This window comes from Amycolatopsis benzoatilytica AK 16/65 (genome assembly GCF_000383915.1).
GTDB lineage: Bacteria > Actinomycetota > Actinomycetes > Mycobacteriales > Pseudonocardiaceae > Amycolatopsis > Amycolatopsis benzoatilytica.
The window spans coordinates 7,544,128-7,561,164 of record NZ_KB912942.1 but is presented as its reverse complement, the minus strand read 5'-3'; the positions used below and the strand labels follow the sequence as shown (position 1 = coordinate 7,561,164).

General features: G+C 71.0%; 13 protein-coding genes and 1 other RNA gene. 4 read left to right on the top strand and 10 right to left on the bottom strand.

The features are described 5' to 3' along the window. Window positions 1–67 precede the first annotated feature (67 nt). Both recR and AMYBE_RS0135285 read right to left on the bottom strand, forming a co-directional pair. Window positions 68–664, bottom strand: a complete 597-nt coding sequence (gene recR / locus AMYBE_RS0135290) for a recombination mediator RecR (protein WP_020664111.1) — start codon at window positions 662–664, stop codon at window positions 68–70. A gap of 4 nt (window positions 665–668) precedes the next feature. Next, window positions 669–1,028, bottom strand: a complete 360-nt coding sequence (locus tag AMYBE_RS0135285) for a YbaB/EbfC family nucleoid-associated protein (protein WP_027928357.1) — start codon at window positions 1,026–1,028, stop codon at window positions 669–671. A gap of 125 nt (window positions 1,029–1,153) precedes the next feature. Between AMYBE_RS0135285 and AMYBE_RS42945 the strand changes: the two genes are divergently transcribed. Both AMYBE_RS42945 and AMYBE_RS0135275 read left to right on the top strand, forming a co-directional pair. Next, window positions 1,154–2,020, top strand: coding sequence for an N-acetylmuramoyl-L-alanine amidase (locus AMYBE_RS42945; RefSeq protein ID WP_245573314.1), 867 nt, complete (start codon window positions 1,154–1,156; stop codon window positions 2,018–2,020). A 238-nt stretch (window positions 2,021–2,258) separates the two neighbouring features. After that, window positions 2,259–5,486 (top strand): TIM-barrel domain-containing protein, encoded by a 3,228-nt coding sequence (locus AMYBE_RS0135275; protein WP_020664108.1) that lies wholly within the window; start codon window positions 2,259–2,261, stop codon window positions 5,484–5,486. Between the two features lie 233 nt (window positions 5,487–5,719). On the opposite strand, the gene AMYBE_RS0135270 is transcribed toward AMYBE_RS0135275, so the two are convergent. Then, a complete protein-coding gene (locus tag AMYBE_RS0135270) occupies window positions 5,720–7,849 on the bottom strand; it encodes a DNA polymerase III subunit gamma and tau (protein ID WP_020664107.1) in 2,130 nt (709 codons plus the stop codon). Between the two features lie 24 nt (window positions 7,850–7,873). Between AMYBE_RS0135270 and AMYBE_RS0135265 the strand changes: the two genes are divergently transcribed. Further along, on the top strand, window positions 7,874–8,746 hold the full coding sequence (locus AMYBE_RS0135265) for a spermidine synthase (protein WP_084470477.1): 873 nt from the start codon (window positions 7,874–7,876) through the stop codon (window positions 8,744–8,746). Window positions 8,747–8,772: 26 nt separating this feature from the next. Here the strand turns inward: AMYBE_RS0135265 and ffs are convergent. From ffs to AMYBE_RS42940, 4 genes are all read right to left on the bottom strand, one after another. Further along, an RNA gene (gene ffs / locus AMYBE_RS43730) (signal recognition particle sRNA small type) lies at window positions 8,773–8,872 on the bottom strand. Between the two features lie 5 nt (window positions 8,873–8,877). Beyond that, the gene (locus AMYBE_RS0135260) at window positions 8,878–9,372 is read right to left on the bottom strand and encodes a GTP-binding protein (RefSeq protein WP_020664105.1); all 495 of its coding nucleotides are present in this window, start codon (window positions 9,370–9,372) and stop codon (window positions 8,878–8,880) included. Window positions 9,373–9,388: 16 nt separating this feature from the next. Further along, the gene (locus tag AMYBE_RS0135255) at window positions 9,389–9,808 is read right to left on the bottom strand and encodes a roadblock/LC7 domain-containing protein (RefSeq protein WP_020664104.1); all 420 of its coding nucleotides are present in this window, start codon (window positions 9,806–9,808) and stop codon (window positions 9,389–9,391) included. Beyond that, window positions 9,805–11,556 carry a HAMP domain-containing sensor histidine kinase gene (locus tag AMYBE_RS42940; RefSeq protein WP_020664103.1) on the bottom strand — a complete coding sequence of 584 codons (1,752 nt, stop codon included), beginning with the start codon at window positions 11,554–11,556 and terminating at the stop codon, window positions 9,805–9,807. The genes AMYBE_RS0135255 and AMYBE_RS42940 overlap by 4 nt, the downstream gene beginning before the upstream one ends. A 261-nt stretch (window positions 11,557–11,817) precedes the next feature. Between AMYBE_RS42940 and AMYBE_RS0135245 the strand changes: the two genes are divergently transcribed. After that, window positions 11,818–12,723 (top strand): serine/threonine dehydratase, encoded by a 906-nt coding sequence (locus tag AMYBE_RS0135245; RefSeq protein WP_020664102.1) that lies wholly within the window; start codon window positions 11,818–11,820, stop codon window positions 12,721–12,723. Here AMYBE_RS0135245 and AMYBE_RS0135240 read toward each other — a convergent pair. The 3 genes from AMYBE_RS0135240 to AMYBE_RS0135230 are packed head-to-tail and all read right to left on the bottom strand — an operon-like array spanning window position 12,710 to window position 16,882. Next, window positions 12,710–14,593: a glycosyltransferase family 39 protein gene (locus tag AMYBE_RS0135240; RefSeq protein WP_027928354.1), complete on the bottom strand. Its 1,884-nt coding sequence runs from the start codon at window positions 14,591–14,593 to the stop codon at window positions 12,710–12,712. The two genes, AMYBE_RS0135245 and AMYBE_RS0135240, sit on opposite strands and share 14 nt — an antisense overlap. Window positions 14,594–14,637: 44 nt before the next feature. After that, on the bottom strand, window positions 14,638–16,155 hold the full coding sequence (locus AMYBE_RS0135235; protein ID WP_027928353.1) for a sensor histidine kinase: 1,518 nt from the start codon (window positions 16,153–16,155) through the stop codon (window positions 14,638–14,640). Next, window positions 16,130–16,882, bottom strand: coding sequence for a response regulator transcription factor (locus tag AMYBE_RS0135230; protein WP_027928352.1), 753 nt, complete (start codon window positions 16,880–16,882; stop codon window positions 16,130–16,132). The genes AMYBE_RS0135235 and AMYBE_RS0135230 overlap by 26 nt, the downstream gene beginning before the upstream one ends. Window positions 16,883–17,037 lie beyond the last annotated feature (155 nt).

The window sequence follows — 17,037 nt, the reverse complement described above, 5'->3', positions numbered from 1 at the left end:
TCAACAGGCCCCTCACGGCTCATCGCATTGACTCTGAGTCCTGCAACAGGCCCTCACGGCCAAGCAATCACAACGCACGCCGCCCGGACAGCGCCCTGCCCAGAGTCAGTTCGTCCGCGAATTCCAGGTCGCCGCCCATCGGCAGGCCGGAGGCCAGCCTCGTGACCGACAGCCCGGGGAAGTCGCGCAGCATCCGCACCAGGTAGGTCGCGGTCGCCTCGCCCTCGGTGTTCGGGTCGGTCGCGATGATGATCTCGCTGACGTCCGCTTCGCCGATGCGCTTGAGCAGCTCGCGCATCCGCAGCTGCTCCGGGCCGATGCCGGACAACGGGTCCAGCGCGCCGCCGAGCACGTGGTAGCGGCCCTTGAACTCCCGGGTCCGCTCGACCGCCAGCACATCCTTCGGTTCTTCGACCACGCAGATGACTGTGAGGTCGCGGCGCTCGTCGCGGCAGATCCGGCAGGTCTGCTGTTCCGAAACGTTGCCGCAGATCTCGCAGAACTGCACGCCCTCCTTGACCTTGCCCAGCACGTCCTGCAGCCGCGCGATGTCCGCGGGATCGGCGGCCAGCAGGTGGAACGCGATGCGCTGGGCACTCTTCGGACCGACGCCGGGCAATCGGCCCAGCTCGTCGATCAGGTCCTGGACGACACCTTCGTACAAGAGCTCAGCCGCCGAACCCGAGGCTGCCGAGGTCCGGCATGCCGCCCCCGCCGCCGAGGCCGCCCGCGAGCGGACCCAGCTTCTGCTCGGTCAGCTTCTGCGCGCTGGCGGACGCGTCCCGCACCGCCGCGACCACCAGGTCGGACAGGGTTTCGACGTCGTCCGGGTCGACCACCTTCGGGTCGATGACCAGGCTCTTGAGCTGGCTGTCGCCGGACACCGTCGCGGTGACCAGTCCGCCGCCCGCGGTGCCGGTGACCTCGGTGTTGGCAAGCTCCTCCTGTGCCTCGACCAGCTTCTGCTGCATCTGCTGGGCTTGCTGCATGATCTGCGACAGGTCGAAGCCGCCGCCAGGTTGCACCATGATCACTCGATCCTTCCGCTTCGGGTGTTCCACCCCAGATTAGCCGCGCTCCGCCGCGGGTGACGGCGGGGCGGGCCGCGGGACCGGCGCGTCGGCGCCGGGCGAGCGGGCGCTCCTGTGGCACCGTGGTCGCTGTGCGTGCGACGACCCTCCCGGTGCTGACCGGCCTGATGCTGCTCACCGCGTGTTCCGGCGGCGGCGCGGGCGCCTCCTCCTCCGCCGCGGCACCCTCGACATCGGCGGCGCCGAGTTCGTCCGCGCAGGGTCCGGCGTCAAGCGCGCCACCGCTGCCTTCCTCCTCCGCTGCAGCCACGTCGTCAGCGGCGGCGCCGGCCGTCGGATCGGGCAAGGTCGTGGTGCTCGATCCGGGGCACAACGGCGGCAACGCGTCGCATCCTGGCGAGATCAACCGGCAGGTGCCGGCCGGGCGCGGGCACACGAAGCCGTGCAACACCACCGGCACGTCGACCAATTCCGGCTACCCGGAGCACGCGTTCACCTTCGCGGTCGCCCAGGAAGTCGGAAACGCGTTGGCCGCCAAGGGAATCAAGGTCGTGTACACGCGCACGAACGACTCCGGGGTCGGTCCGTGCGTCAACGAACGGGCGCAGATCGGCAACAACGCCAACGCGGACGCGGTGGTGTCGATCCACGCGGACGGATCGACTTCGCCCACCGCGCACGGGTTTCACGTCGCCTATTCGTCGCCGCCGCTGAACGCCGCGCAGGGCGAGCCGTCGATGAAGCTGGCCCGGACGATGCGCGACGGCATGCGCGACGACGGGTTCCCGACGTCGACCTACATCGGTTCGGCGGGCCTGTCGCCGCGGAACGACCTCGGCGGGCTCAACCTGTCGACCCGGCCGGCGGTGCTGGTGGAGTGCGGGAACATGCGAAACGCGGACGAGGCGGCGCAAATGTCCTCGGCCGCGGGGCGGCAGCATTACGCACAGGCCATCGCGCAGGCGATCGAGGCGTATCTGGCTGGCTGAAGCCCCTCCCGGACTGCCGTATCGCGCGGGGAAGCAGCAAGCCCGCCGAACTGGACCGGTCGACGCGGCAAGCTCGCCGACTCGGTTCGCGCTCGCGCCGGCCGCCCTGCGCACGGTGTCCGCGGACGGAGCCGAACGAGAGACGGGAAAGACAGAACACCGGACAGCCCTGCGCCGCCGCCTTCTTTCTTGATCGGTCCCGAATTACCGTCGCCGGGGATCTGTCAAGGAGGCAACGGTGGCCAGACGGGCAACATCACTCCGAGGACGACTGCTGCGGCTGCTGACCGCGGCGGCGACGGCGGGCACCCTCGTGTCGACCGGGACCGCCGCGGCGGCGGACCTGGCGCCACAAACCGTGACCGCCGGGCAAGCGCGGTTCGAAGTCCTTTCACCGACTCTCATCCGGACTGAATACGCGGGCGACTCCGCGTTCGCCGACGCCGGCACGTTCAACGCGGTCGGCCGCGACAGTTTTCGCCGGACTCCCTACACCGCAACGAAACGCGACGGCTGGCTGACCATCCAGACGAGCGCCGTCCAGCTCCGGTACAAGCTCAATTCCGGTGCCTTCTCCGACGACAACCTCACCGTCCGGCTGCGCACCGGAGGCCAGGACGTGACCGCGCGGCCGTGGGCGGGAAAGCTCACGCCGGTCTGCGCGTTCGACACGCTGTGCGAGGCCGAGGAAATGCAGCTCGCCGGGCCGGGCGTGGCGAACGACCACGGTGGCTACACCGGGGGCGGCTTCGCGGCCGGGTTCAGCGACCCCGGCGACAACCTGGCCTTCCGCACCACCGCGCCGAATGCCGGCGACTACCAGCTGGATCTGCGGTATGCCAACGGGACCGGCGGCGACAGCCTGCACACCACCCGCACCCTGTCCGTCCTCGTCGACGGCGCGAACCCGCGCACCATCACGTTGCCGCCCACCGCGGACTGGGACACCTGGGCCCTCGCGACGGTCCCGCTGACTCTGCCGGCAGGGCAGCATCAGGTGTCCGTCGCGCTGGGCGCGGGCGACTCGGGCCACGTCAACGTCGACAGCCTCGCCGTGGTCAACCCCGGTGCCGCCTACCCGCAGCCAGTGCCGCCCGCGCCGGTGCCATGCGGCTTCGGCGGACTCTGCGAAGCTGAACAGGGCGCGTTGTCCGGCGGCGCGCGTCCGGCCAGTGACCACGACGGCTACTCCGGCAAAGCCTTCCTCGCTGGCATGGAACGGGCTGGCGCCACCGACGCGCTCACCGTGACCGGTGTGCCCGCCGACGGCGCGTACGACCTGCAGCTCCGCTACGCCGACGCGACCGTCGCCGCCGGGCAAACCCAGCCGACCACGTTGACGCTGCAGGCAGGCAATTCCCCGGCCAAGCTGACGCTGCCTCCGACCAGCAGCTGGAATTCCTGGCGCACCACGGCGATTCCGGTCCAGCTGAAGGCCGGCACCAACACCGTGACGTTCTCCTGCCCCGATTCCACCAGCTGTCACGTCAATCTCGACACCGTCGCCGTCACCCGGCCGCATTCGGTGCTGCTCGCCCCGCACGCGGCACTCGGCGGCTACCGGCGCGGCCTCGACGGCGTGGACGGATCTGCCGTCTCCGCACCGGGAATCCTTTACCAGGACGGCTGGTCTCTGCTCGACGACACCGCGTCCGCGCTGTACGACCCGCGCACCAAGGCAGTCACCCAACGTCCGGCACACGGCGGCCAGACCTACCAAGGCGGCTACGTCTTCGCCTACGGCCAGGACTATCCGCGCGCACTGCAGGAACTGGCGCAGCTGACCGGCCCGTCGGTCTTGCTGCCCCGATGGGCTTATGGCGTCTGGTATTCCGAGTACTACGACCGCACCGCGGCCGATTTCCAGCAGACCATCGTGCCGAAGTTCCGTTCCCAGGGCGTCCCGCTCGACATGCTCGTGATCGACACCGACTTCAAGACCCCGAACCGCTGGAACGGCTGGGAAATCGACCCGACCCGGTTCCCGGACCCGGCGGCGTTCTTCCAGTGGGCGCACGACCAGGGCCTGCACACCACACTGAACATCCACCCGAGCATCCTCGCCTCCGACCCGCAGTTCCCGGCCGCGCAAGCGACCGCGAAGGGCAAACTGCGGCCCGGCAGTTGCGGCGGCGGCGGAAACGACTGCTACGTCTTCGATTTCGGTGATCCGGACCAGCTGCAGGCGTATCTCGGCCTGCACCGGACGATGGAGCAACAGGGCAACGACGTCTGGTGGCTCGACTGGTGCTGCGACGGTTCGAAGTCCAGTCTGCCCGGCGTGACACCGGACGCGTGGATCAACCAGCAGTACGCCGACGACGCGGCGCAACGCGGCGGTCGAGGCTTCGCGTTCTCCCGGGCTTACGGTTCGCTGCAAGCCGGTGGCTACAGCTCGCCGACCGCCGTGCCCACCGGGCCGTGGGCGGACAAGCGCACCACCTTGCACTTCACCGGCGACACGATTTCCGACTGGGCCACGCTCGGCTACGAAGTCGGCTACACCCCGGGCGAATCCGCCGCGACCGGACTGGCGTCGGTGAGCCACGACATCGGCGGCCACACCCGTGGCCTGCAGGAACCCGGCACCGAGCCGGGCAGCACCAAGCTGCCGGACGACCTGTACGCACGCTGGGTGCAGCTCGGCACATTCCAGCCGATCGACCGGCTGCACTCCAACCACAGCGACCGGCTGCCCTGGCAGTACGGAGCGGCGGCGGACGCTTCCGCGACGAAATTCCTGAACCTGCGGGAAGATCTCGTGCCCTACACCTACACGCTGGCGCAGCAGGCCACCGCGACCGGAATGCCGATCGTGCAGCCGCTGTACCTGCGGTACCCCGGCCAGCAGGAGGCGTACGCGCAAGCCGGCGGCGAGTATCTGTACGGCCCGGACGTCCTGGTGGCGCCCGCGACCAGTCCCGGCACTACCGCGACCACCAGCGTGTGGTTCCCGCCCGGCAGCGACTGGACGGACTACTTCACCGGCAAGACCTACCGCGGCGGCAGCACCGCACAGATCACGACCGGCTGGGACACGATGCCGGTGTTCGTGCGCTCGGGCGGAATCATGGTGACGCGCAGTGGAAACGTCACCGGAGACGAGCACAATCCGCTGACCGCCGCGACAGTCACGGTGGCCGACGGGCGGAACGGCGCGTTCACGCTGTACGAGGACGACGGACAGTCATCCGCGAAGGGCGCGACGACCAACCTTCAGTACACAACGGACAGTCGGTCGGCGACGCTGTCTGTCGACGCGATGCACGGCTCGTACCCAGGCCGCCCGGCAGCGCGTTCGTGGACCGTCCGGTTCACCAACGCGAGTGCTCCGTCCGCGGTTCTGGTGAACGGACGCTGGAGTCCTCCCGGTGACTGGAGCTGGGACGAGGCAAGCCGGACGGTGACCGTGCGGACCGCCGCCCAGCCGACCGAGCGGCCGTTGACGGTCCGGTTGGTGCGCTGACAGCTCAGTCCCAATGCCAGGAACTTCAGCTGCACGCCTAATACCTGTTTGAGTCTCAGGTGACCGTTACATCAGGTCCGTGAAGGGCCCCTTGAGGGAATCTAAGTCCGGTAAGGGGCCCTTCACGGACCACAACTCCCGCTCCCGCCGCCCGAGCCGCCCCGGCCCTTCACGCTGGGCAGACCTGGCGAAACCGCACTCATAGCGCCGCTTTAAGTTCCTGGCTTTGGAGCTCAGTCCAGCGGGCGGGCACCCAGGTGATCGGAGAGCAACTTCCGCGCGATCTCCTCCGGGTCCTCGTCCGCGGGCGGCGGCGGAGGCGGCGGGACCGGGCTGGAGTCCTCTGAATAGATGTCGTCGTCTTCCTCGTCCGACGGTTCCGGCGGCAGCGGGATATCCGGTTCGGTCGTGGTGACTCGCGGCCGGCTCGGCGCTTCCACCGCGGGCTTCGGCGGCGCGGGCGGCGCCGGAGCAGCGGGCGAGCCCGAGGCCGCGGCGGACGGTCGGGTGAACGAACGCTGCTCGGGAGCCGGGGTCTGCGGCTGCGGCCGGGCGGCCGGGCGCGCGGGAGCCGCGGCCGGGGCGGCACCGTGCACACAGCGGACTTGCCACTCTCCGCCGAGCACTTCGCCGAGTACGGCGGCGATCTTGCTGGTGTTCGCGTTGTCGCCCAGGCGTCGCGCCAGCGGTTCGGACTTGTGCGTGAGCGTGACGGCCGAGCCTTCGACGTCCACCACCGCGGCCTGGGTGAGCATGGCTTCCAGCGCACGTCCGCCGGTCAGCTTGCGCAGGGACGCCAGCAGCTGCGGCCAGACCTCGCGGACCTTGGCCGCGTCCACTCCGCCGGTCGCGGCCGACGGCTCCGGTGCCGACGGCTCCGGGGCGGGCGGCTCCGGGGCGGGCGCGGGTTCCGGCGTGGGCACAGGTTCTGGAGCAGGCCGGGCTGGGGCTTCGGCGACCGGTTCGGCCGGACGGACCGGCGCTTCCGCCGCCGGACGGGCGGGCTCTTCCCGTGGACGAGCCGGGGCCGGGCTGGGCGCATCCGCCGCTTCCGACTGGGCTGGTCGCTGCGAAGGGCGCTGGAACCGCGCCGGTGCGGCGGTGCCCGCACTGGCCGCCGGTGCCGCGCTGACTCCGCTCTCCGACGCGACCGGGGCCGGTGCCGCCGCGGCGACCGGGGCCGCCCCGGTCGCGGGAGCCACGCCGGCCGGACGCCGTTCCAGCCGTTCGATCCGGGCCAGCAACGCCTTTTCCGCCTCGGTGACCGACGGCAGCAGCATCCGCGCGCACAGCAGTTCGAGCACCAGCCTCGGCGAGGTCGCGCCGCGCATCTCCAACAGTCCACTGTGGACGATGTCGGCATAGCGAGACAGGGTCGCCGGGCCGAGCCGCTCGGCCTGCTCGGTCATCTTCTTGAGCTCATCGTCCGGCGCGGCGACCAGGCCGCGCTCGCCCGCGTCCGGGACCGCGCGCATCAGCAGCAGGTCGCGCAACCGGTCCAGCAGGTCGGTCGCGAACCGACGCGGGTCGTGCCCTGCGTCGGCCAGGCTCTCCACGGTGCGGAACACGCTGGTGGAGTCGTCCTGCGCGAGCCCGTCGATCATCGCGTCGATCAGCGCGACGTCCGTGACGCCCAGCAGCGACACCGCGCGCGGGTACGTGACGCCTTCCGGACCGGCCCCGGCGAGCAGCTGGTCCAGCACCGACTGGGTGTCGCGCGCCGAACCGCCGCCGGCCCGGATGACCAGCGGGTACACCGCCGGTTCGACCTGCGCGCCCTCGGCCGCGACGTTGCGTTCCAGCAGTTCCCGCATCGAGCTCGGCGGGATCAGCCGGAACGGGTAGTGGTGCGTGCGCGAGCGGATGGTGGTGAGCACCTTGTCCGGCTCGGTGGTGGCGAAGATGAAGATCAGGTGCTCGGGCGGCTCTTCCACGATCTTCAGCAGGGCGTTGAAGCCCTGCGTGGTGACCATGTGCGCCTCGTCGATGATGAAGACCCGGTAGCGCGATTCGGCCGGCGCGTAGAAGGCCTTGTCCCGCAGCTCGCGGGCGTCGTCCACGCCGCCGTGGCTGGCCGCGTCGAGTTCGGTGACGTCGACGCTGCCCGGCCCTTCCGGCGCGAGCGCGCGGCACGAGTTGCACTTGCCGCACGGGTCCGGGGTCGGGCCTTCGGCGCAGTTCAGCGAGCGGGCCATGATCCGCGCGCTCGACGTCTTGCCACAGCCGCGCGGACCGGAGAACAGGTACGCGTGGTTGATCCGCCCAGCCGCCAGCGCCGTGCGCAGCGGTTCGGTCACATGCTCCTGGCCGACGACCTCGGCGAAGGTCGCCGGACGGTACTTGCGGTACAGCGCGAGAGCCACGAGCCCGAGACTACAGTGACTGCGGTGAGCCACTCCCGAACCGGTCGCGGCCGCACTCCCAGCGGGCCGAAACCGGGCAGTTATCCGGTGCGGTTCGGGACCGCCGAGCTCCTGCGCGACGCCGACCGGCCGAACGCCTGGATGCTGTCGGTGGACGGCGTGGCCCAGTCCTACGTCGATCTCGACGACCCGACGAACCTGGAGTTCGACTACGTGCGCCGGCTCGGCGACCTCGTCGACTTCCTGCCGCCCGGTCCGCTCGACGCGCTGCACGTCGGCGGTGCGGGCTGCTCGCTGCCCCGCTACGTCGCTGCGACCCGCCCGGGTTCCCGCCAGCTGGTGTTCGACGCGGACGAGCCGCTCATCGAGCTGGTTCGCGAGCAGCTCGAGCTGCGCAGCGTGCCGAAGCTGCGGGTGCGCATCGAGGGCGGCCGCGAAGGAGTGCGCAGCCGGCACGACGCGTCGGCGGATTTGATCGTGATCGACGCCTTCGAACGCGCGACGCTCGCCGGCGGACTGGCGACGGTCGAGTTCGTCACCGACGTAGCGCGAGTACTGCGGCCAGGCGGGACGATGCTCGCGAACATCACCGACGGGCCGGGGCTGCCGTTCGCGCGCCGGTTCGTCGCGACGCTCGCCGAGGTGTTCCCGCACGTCGTCCTGCTGGCCGAGCCCAGCGTGCTGCGCGGGCGGCGGTTCGGCAATCTCGTGCTGGCCGCGTCGCGGCAGGAACTGCCGGTCGAAGAGCTGACCCGGCGCGCGGCCTCGTCGCCGTATCCCGCGCGGGTGGTGCACGGCGCGGAGCTGCGTCAGCTGCGGGGCAAGGCCGCCGCGGTGCTGGACGCGGAAGAGCTGGCGTCGCCGACGCCGCCGGAAGACGTGCTCGGGGTCTTCTGACCCGGCTTCGCCGGAAAAGGGCATAAAAAAAGCGGGTTCCCCCCGTACCCGCCAGAGCCCGCTTATCCTTGCTGCCTTCCGGCCCTGGGGAAGTTCACAGGGTGGACGCCACGGGGGGTCCCCGTAGACGACTATAGCGGACTCGGTTGCGCCGCCTCCGCCCCCTCGGCCACGCCCGCCGCGACCAGGTCGAGCATCTCCCGCACGGACACCGGATCGCGCGCGTCGAACGGGTGCACCGGGACGCCGTCGCGCACCGTCAGCGCCCACCGCACGTCGTGCAGCGGGCGGGTGAGCAGTCCGTCGAAGCAGTTGACGCCGACCGCGAACGGCAGCCGCAGCCCTTCCACCGCGTCGAGCACCGGGTAGGCGTCCGCGATCCGGCGCGGGTCGACCACCACCAGCGCGGCGTCCGCACCCTGGACGAGGTCCCGCCAGCGGAACCAGAACCGGGCCTGTCCGGGCGCGCCGAACAGGTACAGCTGCCGCCCGCCGGTGCGCAGCCTGCCGAAATCGAGTGCCGCGGTGGTCGCGCCGGTGTCCGTGCGCACCGGCGCGATCTCCGAAACCGTCTGCACGGTCGTAGTTTTCCCGGCGCCTGCCGCGCCGAGCACGAGGATCTTCATGGCTGTACCGGCCCGCTCAGGCGAAGGCGGAGTTCTTCAGCTCGTCGACCAGCGCCGGCGTCAGCACCTCGGACGCGCGGTTGGCGAACATCGCCATCTCGTAAGCGATCGTGCCGAGGCTGGCCTGCTTGTTGGCGAGCACGCCGAGCGAGCAGCCGATGCTGATGGTGCACACCACCAGGTAGCCGCGTTCCAGCTCGACCACGACCTTGTCCGGCGAGCCGAGCGGGTGACTGTCGGACACGCTCTGGGCCAGCGCGAGCATCGCCGAGCAGGTGGCCGCGAGCCGGTCGGCGTCCGCCCGGTCCAGCTCCTGCGACGCGGCGATGAGCAGGCCGTCCGCGGACACCGCGAGCGCGGCGATCGCCCCTGCGGTGTGCAGTGCGAAGCGGTTGACCAGCCAGTTGAAGTTCTGCGCGGCGGCGGGAACGGTCATGATCCTCCTTGATCGGCCTGCTGTGCGGTGACTTGCTGTGCTTTGGCGACTCCGTCGGAGAAGGAGTCGAAAGCGGCTCGTTCGGCGGCCGGGTCGCGCAAGGCACGCCGGGGCAACGGCGTCCGGACGATCTGCGGGATCTTGAGTCCGGGCGCGAGCTGCGCGCCGGGGACCCGGCGGAGCACCCCGTCGCGGGCTTCCGGCGGCACGACCGTGAATTGGTACGTCGGCGACGGATCCTCGGCGTCCGGTTCGGCGAGCGCTTCGGCCGCGGCGAGCGCGGCCATCGCGGCGTTCTCCTGCTCCGCCGCGTCCGCCGCCGGTCCGTCCAGCACTTCGAGAGTCCCGGCGAGGGAAGCGAATTCGCTCGCTTCGGAGTCTGGCCATTCCGGCTGGTCCGCGACGGCTTCAGCCGGTTGCGGAGTTTCCTCGGCCGGCGTTTCCGGGCTTTCCGGCGCGGTTGCGGCGGAGTCGTCGATCGGCTCCGGATCGATGAACCACCGGAACCCGGCCGGTGCCGGAGTGGACAGTGCGGCGATCGCCGGGGCGGGCAACGGCACCGGCAGCTGATCCGGCCGCGGCTGCGGCACCTGGCCCGGTTCGAAAAGCCCGGGCCCGCGCTGGAAATCGACGTCCCGGGTGAACAGCGCCTGCGGCACCGCCACCCGAGCCGCCACCCCGCCGTCCGGAGTGGACGCCAGCTCGACGCCCAGCGAATGCCGCTTCGCGAGCTGGGCGACCGCCGCCAGCCCGAGCTGTGGCCCAGTCGCCTCGCCCGGCTCGGCGAGCCGCCGGTTCGCTTCGGCCAGCCGGTCGGCGGGCAGGCCGATGCCGTGGTCGACGAAGGTCACCAGCAGCTCACCACTGTCCCGGAACTCCGTAGTGACCTCGACCGCCGACTCCGGCGGCGAGAACGAGGCGGCGTTCTCCAGGAGCTCGGCGAACAGCAGCACCAGGTCGATCCCGAGCGACGGCGCGAGCAGCGCCTCGGCCGGTTCGCCGAGCTGGACCCGCGATTCGTCGTCGATCTCGGCGGCCGCCGAACGCAGCGCGGTGGCCAGCTCGATCGGACCGCCGACCCGCGTTTCGTCGCTGCTGCCGGACACCACGAGCAGATCGTCCGCGGTCCGCCGCAGCCGCAGTGCCGCGTGGTCGGCCCGGCGCAGCCCGGCGAGCAGCACCGGATCGTCGGCCGCGCGCGTGAGTTCGTCGAGCACCGTGCGCTGGCCGCTGACCAGGTTCTGGGTGCGTTTGGCCGCGCCCGCCAGCAGCTGCAGCCCGGAACGGCGAGCGCTCGCGTGCCCGGCTACGACGGCGACGGCGGTGCTGCGGAGCCGGTTGAACGCGGCGGCCAGCTCGGCGAGTTCGTCGCCGCTTCCGGCGTGCAGCTGGGGCAACGGCGGTTGCGGCGGGCCCGCGCCGGGCTCGGCGACCTGGGCCAGCTCAGCACCGGAGAAGTCCGCGATCGAGCGCGCCTGTCCGGACAACCGGCGCAGCGGCTGGACGATCGCGCGCGCGGTCAGCACGGAGAACGCGGTGACCAGTCCGAAAAGGACGACCGCGGCGGCACCGACGAGCAGCGCCGTGCGAGTGGAGCCGAGCACCAGCACAAGCGGTACCGCAGCGGCCAGCACCAGGACCAGCGGGACGACGACCAGCACGGTCACCTTCGCCTGGACACTGCGGATGCCGAGCCGGCCGAGCAGCCGTGCACCGGATTCGCGCGACCGGGTCGAGCCGTGCCCCATCCACGTCACCTTCCGTTCCCGAGGACTCCGGACGAGACCGAGGCGAGAAGTGCACCTATCGGGGACACCAGCAGGAAGTCACTACTTTCGGTACTACTCGTCGCGGTACGCGCCGGGTCGGCCGCCCACCGTCCGGCGAGAGCTTAGCGAGATCGACAAGCTCTCGACAATGCCTTCGCACCGCGTGTCTAGCCCTGGCAAGCTGCGGTTTTCCCGCCGAGCGGCACGCGCTGCGGAGGCGAGCGGAGGAGAATGACCGTTATGCGCACCGCTCCCACCGCCGCCGATGTCACCGCTGCCACGATCCGGGTCAAGCAACACGTACGGAGGACGCCGCTGTTACGCACTGACATCGACGGTCGGCCGCTGATGCTCAAGCTGGAACACCTCCAGCGATCCGGGTCGTTCAAGCTCCGGGGCGCGGTGAACGCGCTGCTCAGCGGGCCGCTGCCGGAGCGCGTCGTCACCGCGTCCGGCGGCAACCACGGTCTCGGTGTCGCGACCGCGGCCCGCGCGCTTGGCGTGCCCGCGGTGATCTACGTGCCGGACAACGTGCCCGAAGCGAAAGCCGCAGGCATCGAGGCAGCCGGAGCCAAGCTCGTCCGGCATGGCTCGGCTTACGCCGAGGCCGCGGCCGCCGCGCTGGCGGTCGCCGAACAGCCGGGCACCCGCTACCTGCACGCGTACGACGACGCGAACGTGATCGCTGGTCAGGGCACCGTGACGGCGGAAATCGTCGCGGACGCGCCGGACGTGGACGCCATCGCCGTCGCAGTGGGCGGCGGCGGACTGGCTTCCGGCGCGACTCTGGCAGCCGACGGCCGCCAGGTGTTCGCGGTGGAACCCGAACACTGCCAGGCGCTGCACTCGGCGCTCACGGCCGGCGAGCCGGTGGACGTCGCCATCGACTCGGTCGCCGCGTCCGCGCTCGGCGCGACTCGGGTCGGCGAGCTGGCGTTCGGCCTGCTGAACTCGCCGGCGGTCACATCGGTGCTGGTCAGCGACGCCGAGATCATCGCCGCCCGGGACCTGCTGTGGCGCGACTTCCGGCTCGCCGTCGAACCGGCCGCCGCCGCGCCGCTGGCCGCCTGGCTCGCCGGGCGGATCCCGGCCGAACTGCCCTGCTTGGTGCTGTGCGGGGCGAATACCTCGGTCACTTTTGCGTGAGGTCGTAGACGGTCGTGCCGCCGACCGTGCTGGCGTGGAAGGTCTGCTCCACCCACGCGGTGATCTTCGCGGAGGTGCCGCGGCTGCCGCCGAAGCCTCCCGGGCCGGCTCGCCCGGCGCGGTCGGCTGAGCCACCGCGCCCGGTGCGGGGCACGACGAAGTAGTGGATCTCCCCCTGCGCCACGTACTGCTGGAACTGGGCGAGCGTCGGCGCCGGGTCGCTGCCGCTGAACCCGCCGACCGCGAGCACCGGCTTGCCGCTGTTCAACGCCAGCCCGGCGGCCTGCATCGCGCCGGTTTCCGCGGCAGCCCACTTCGTCGTCGCGGTCGCCAGCAACCGGTTCAGTTCCGCATTGGATGTTGCCGGGCCACCGAAGCCGACCCGGCCCTTGCGCCCGGTTTGCGGCCCGGAGGCCGGGCTGCCGCCAGTGTGCGCGGTCGAGGCGGTCGCGACCGTGAAGGAAGCCATCCCCAGCAACGCGGCCACCACCGCCAGCACCGCGACCACACGTCGGGCCGCGGCGAACAGCAAGGCGAACACTCCGACCACCCCCAGCCCCAGCACCGCGTAGCGCACCCACGGCTGCCAGCTCGGCGTCCGGTCCAGCAGCAGGAAACTCCAGGCCACGGTCGCCGCCAGCATCGCCGCGAGCACCACCCTCGGCGCGAGGTACTCGCGTCCGCGCCACAGCTCAGTCGCCGAAATCGCCACCGTCGCCGCGATTCCGGGCGCGAGCGCGACGGTGTAGTACGGGTGGATGATCCCGCTCATATAGCTGAACACCAGAACGCTGACCACCGTCCATGCGCCCCACAGCAGCAACGCCGCGCGCGTGCGGTCCGTACGCGGCGCGCGCCGGCTGAACCAGAGGCCGGCCACGAGACCGATCAACGCCGCCGGCAGCAGCCACGAAGCTTCACCGCCGAACTGCTCGCTGAACAGCCGGGTCAGCCCGGTCTGCCCGCCGAAGCCGTGGACCGCTCCGGCGCGCGCACCGGACACCGCCGACGGATCCGGCCGCACCGCACCGCCGCCCCCGCCGTGCCCCTGCCCGAAAATCCGGCCCAGCCCGTTGTATCCGAACGCCAGTTCCAGCACGCTGTTGTTCGTCGATCCGCTGATGTAGGGCCGATCCGAGACCGGCCACAGCGCCACCGCGAGCACCCACCAGCCCGCGGAAACCACGACCGCACCAGCCGCGGCGAGCAGTTGCCACAGCCGCCGTCCGAGCGAAGTCGGCGCGGCAACCAGGTAGGCCAGCACGAACGCGGGCAGTACCAGGAACGCCTGCAGCATCTTGTCGAGAAACCCGAACCCGATCGCCGCACCGGCCAGCAGCAGCCACTTCGTGCTCGCGTTCTCCAATGCCCGCACCAGGAAATAGCCGGCCGCGACGAGCAGCAGCACCAGGAACGCGTCCGGGTTGTTGAACCGGAACATCAGCGCGGCCACCGGGGTGAGCGCGAGCAGCGAACCGGCCAGCAGACCGGCGACCGGGCCGGAAAGCCGCCGCACCGCGAGGTAGAGCAGACCGACCGCGGCTACTCCAGCCAGCGCGTCCGGCACCAGCATGCTCCAGCTCGAAAACCCGAAGATCCGCCCGGACAACCCCATCACCCACAGTGAAAGGGGCGGTTTGTCGACCGTGACGACATTGCCCGGGTCGAGCGAACCGAAGAACCAGGCTTTCCAGTCCCAGGTGCCCGCCTGCACCGCCATCGCGTAGAAGTCGTTTCCCCAGCCGGAAACCGCGAGGTTGGTCAGATAGAGCGCGGCAGTGCCGAGCAGCAGCACCGCTACCGCGGGACGCACCCAGCGCGGAGTGTCCACAGTGGCGGGTGCGGGGGCAGACGCGACGACAGTCGTCATGACGACATTCTCACGGCCAGGGCTGTGCGCCGGCTGTGAATCGTTCACTGCTGGATGTTGCCACCGTCACGCAACTGCGGGAACCAGGCGAGAAATTCGGTGCGGCCGGGCCGGCTGTTCACCATTACCCGGCCGGAGTGCGCGGCCACCACCGCCGCGACGATCGCCAGGCCCAGTCCGGTGCTGCCGGCCGCACGCGAACGAGAAGTGTCGCCGCGGGCGAATCGCTCGAATACGTCAGGCAGGATTTCCGGCGGAATTCCCGGCCCGTCGTCCACAACGGACAAAGTCACCCAACCGTCGTTTGTGGACAGTGAGGTGGTGACCGTGGTGCCGGCCGGCGTGTGCGTCCGGGCGTTGCCGAGGAGGTTCAGCACGATCTGGTGCAGTTGCCCGGAATCGCCCAGCACGGTCAGCGGTTCGCCGGGCAGCTCCAGCAGCCACTTGTGGTCCGGGCCGGCGACGTGCGAATCCGCGACCGCATCCGCGACCAACCGGGACAGGTCGACCGGTTCGTGCACCACCGGACGGCCGGAGTCCAGCCGGGCGAGCAGCAGCAGGTCTTCCACCAGCGTCGTCATCCGCGCCGATTCGGATTCCACCCGGCTCATCGCGAACGCGACGTCCGGCGGCAGCTGTTCGCCGGTGCGCCGGGTCAGCTCGGCGTAGCCGCGGATCGCGGCCAGCGGCGTGCGCAACTCGTGACTGGCATCCGCGACGAACTGCCGCACCCGGCTCTCGCTGGCCTGGCGGGCGGCGAGCGCGTCGGCGATGTGCCCCAGCATCCGGTTGATCGCCGAGCCGACCTTGCCGACCTCGGTGCGCGGATCCGTGTCCACCTCCGGCACCCGCTCGGACAGCGCCACTTCACCGCGGTCCAGCGGCAGTTCGGACACCCGGGCGGCGGTCGCGGCGAGCCGGTCGAGCGGGGCCATCGTGCGCCGGATGGTGATAGCGCCGAAGAACCCGGCGACCAGGATGCCGCCGAGCGCCACCCCGCCGAAGACGAATCCCAGTCGCCACAACGTCGCGCTGACGCCGAACATCGGCAGCCCGACCAGCTCCAGTTCGCCGCGCGGCGAACGAATGGCGAGCACCCGATACGAATTGAGCCGTCCGCCGAGGTCGACCGTCCGCGGCCGGCCGTTGGGCTGCACGGCCAGCAGCTGCTGTGCCTGTTCGTCGGTCACCCGGGTGAACGGCCGGCCGGCCAGCACCGCGCTCTGGTCGATCACGTAGGCGCCGATCGCGCCGCCGCGGACGCGTCCCAGCAGCGTGCCCTCGCTCTGCCCGACCGCGAGCAGCGGGTCCGGCGGCGTCTTCGGGCCGTTGGTCCCGGGCGTTCGCTGCGGCCCGTGCTGCCCGCGGTCGCTCGCCGCGGCCAGCCGGACGTCGATCTGCCCGACCAGGAAATCGTGCAGCGCGAACTCGGTGACCACGCCGACCACGAGGCAGACCAACGCGAGCAGCGCCGCCAGCTGAGCGATCAGCCTGCGGCGCAACGACCACGGCCGGGATCCGGCGCGGGCCCGGCGGTCAGCCCGCGGCGGGTTTGAGGACATATCCGGCGCCGCGCATGGTGTGGATCATCGGTTCCCGGTCGGCGTCGATCTTCTTGCGCAAGTAGGAGATGTAGAGCTCGACGATGTTGGCCTGGCCGCCGAAATCATAGCTCCACACGCGGTCGAGGATCTGCGCCTTGGACAGCACCCGGCGCGGATTCCGCATCAGGTAACGCAAAAGCTCGAACTCGGTGGCGGTGAGCGGCACCAGCTCGCCGCCGCGATGCACCTCGCGGCTGTCCTCGTCCAGCGTCAGGTCGCCGACCACCAGCTGCGATCCGGTGGCCCCGGACACTCCGCCGGCCCGGCGCAGCAGCGCGCGCAGCCGCAGCGCCACCTCTTCCAGGCTGAACGGTTTGGTCACGTAGTCGTCTCCGCCCGCGGTGAGTCCGGCGATCCGGTCCTCCACCGCGTCTTTCGCGGTCAGGAACAGCACCGGCAGATAGGGCGTCTCGGCACGCATCCGGCGCAGCACTTCGAGACCGTCGAAATCGGGCAGCATCACGTCGAGCACCACCGCGTCCGGCCGGAAGTCGCGGCCGACCCGCACTGCCTCGGCGCCGGTGCCCGCACTGCGCACTTCCCAGCCCTCCATCCGCAGAGCCATGGACACGAGTTCGGCCAGGGTCGATTCGTCGTCGACGACCAGCACCCGGACCGGGCTGCCGTCGGCGCGGCGCAGCTCGGTCTTTCCCCGGCCGGCAGATGCGGCGTTCACACTGCTCATCGTGCCATCTTCGGGCCCGGACTTCAGGTCGAGCTGTGCCATGGCTGTGCGTTTCCTGTGCGCCGGGTCCCGGCCAGCCGGGTGCACAGGCATCCCCCACGTCCGGCACAGCTTCCGCACAGCGGCGCACCGGACTCTCGATGCCGACAAGCGCT

Excerpts from the sequence above, each read along its gene's own strand:
- AMYBE_RS0135230 (WP_027928352.1), bottom strand. The coding sequence starts at position 16,882 with ATGAGCAGTGTGAACGCCGCATCTGCCGGCCGGGGAAAGACCGAGCTG.
- AMYBE_RS0135260 (WP_020664105.1), bottom strand. The coding sequence starts at position 9,372 with ATGAAGATCCTCGTGCTCGGCGCGGCAGGCGCCGGGAAAACTACGACC.
- AMYBE_RS0135245 (WP_020664102.1), top strand. The coding sequence starts at position 11,818 with ATGCGCACCGCTCCCACCGCCGCCGATGTCACCGCTGCCACGATCCGG.
- AMYBE_RS42940 (WP_020664103.1), bottom strand. The coding sequence starts at position 11,556 with ATGGGGCACGGCTCGACCCGGTCGCGCGAATCCGGTGCACGGCTGCTC.
- AMYBE_RS0135255 (WP_020664104.1), bottom strand. The coding sequence starts at position 9,808 with ATGACCGTTCCCGCCGCCGCGCAGAACTTCAACTGGCTGGTCAACCGC.
- AMYBE_RS0135285 (WP_027928357.1), bottom strand. The coding sequence starts at position 1,028 with ATGGTGCAACCTGGCGGCGGCTTCGACCTGTCGCAGATCATGCAGCAA.
- AMYBE_RS0135240 (WP_027928354.1), bottom strand. The coding sequence starts at position 14,593 with ATGACGACTGTCGTCGCGTCTGCCCCCGCACCCGCCACTGTGGACACT.
- AMYBE_RS0135235 (WP_027928353.1), bottom strand. The coding sequence starts at position 16,155 with ATGTCCTCAAACCCGCCGCGGGCTGACCGCCGGGCCCGCGCCGGATCC.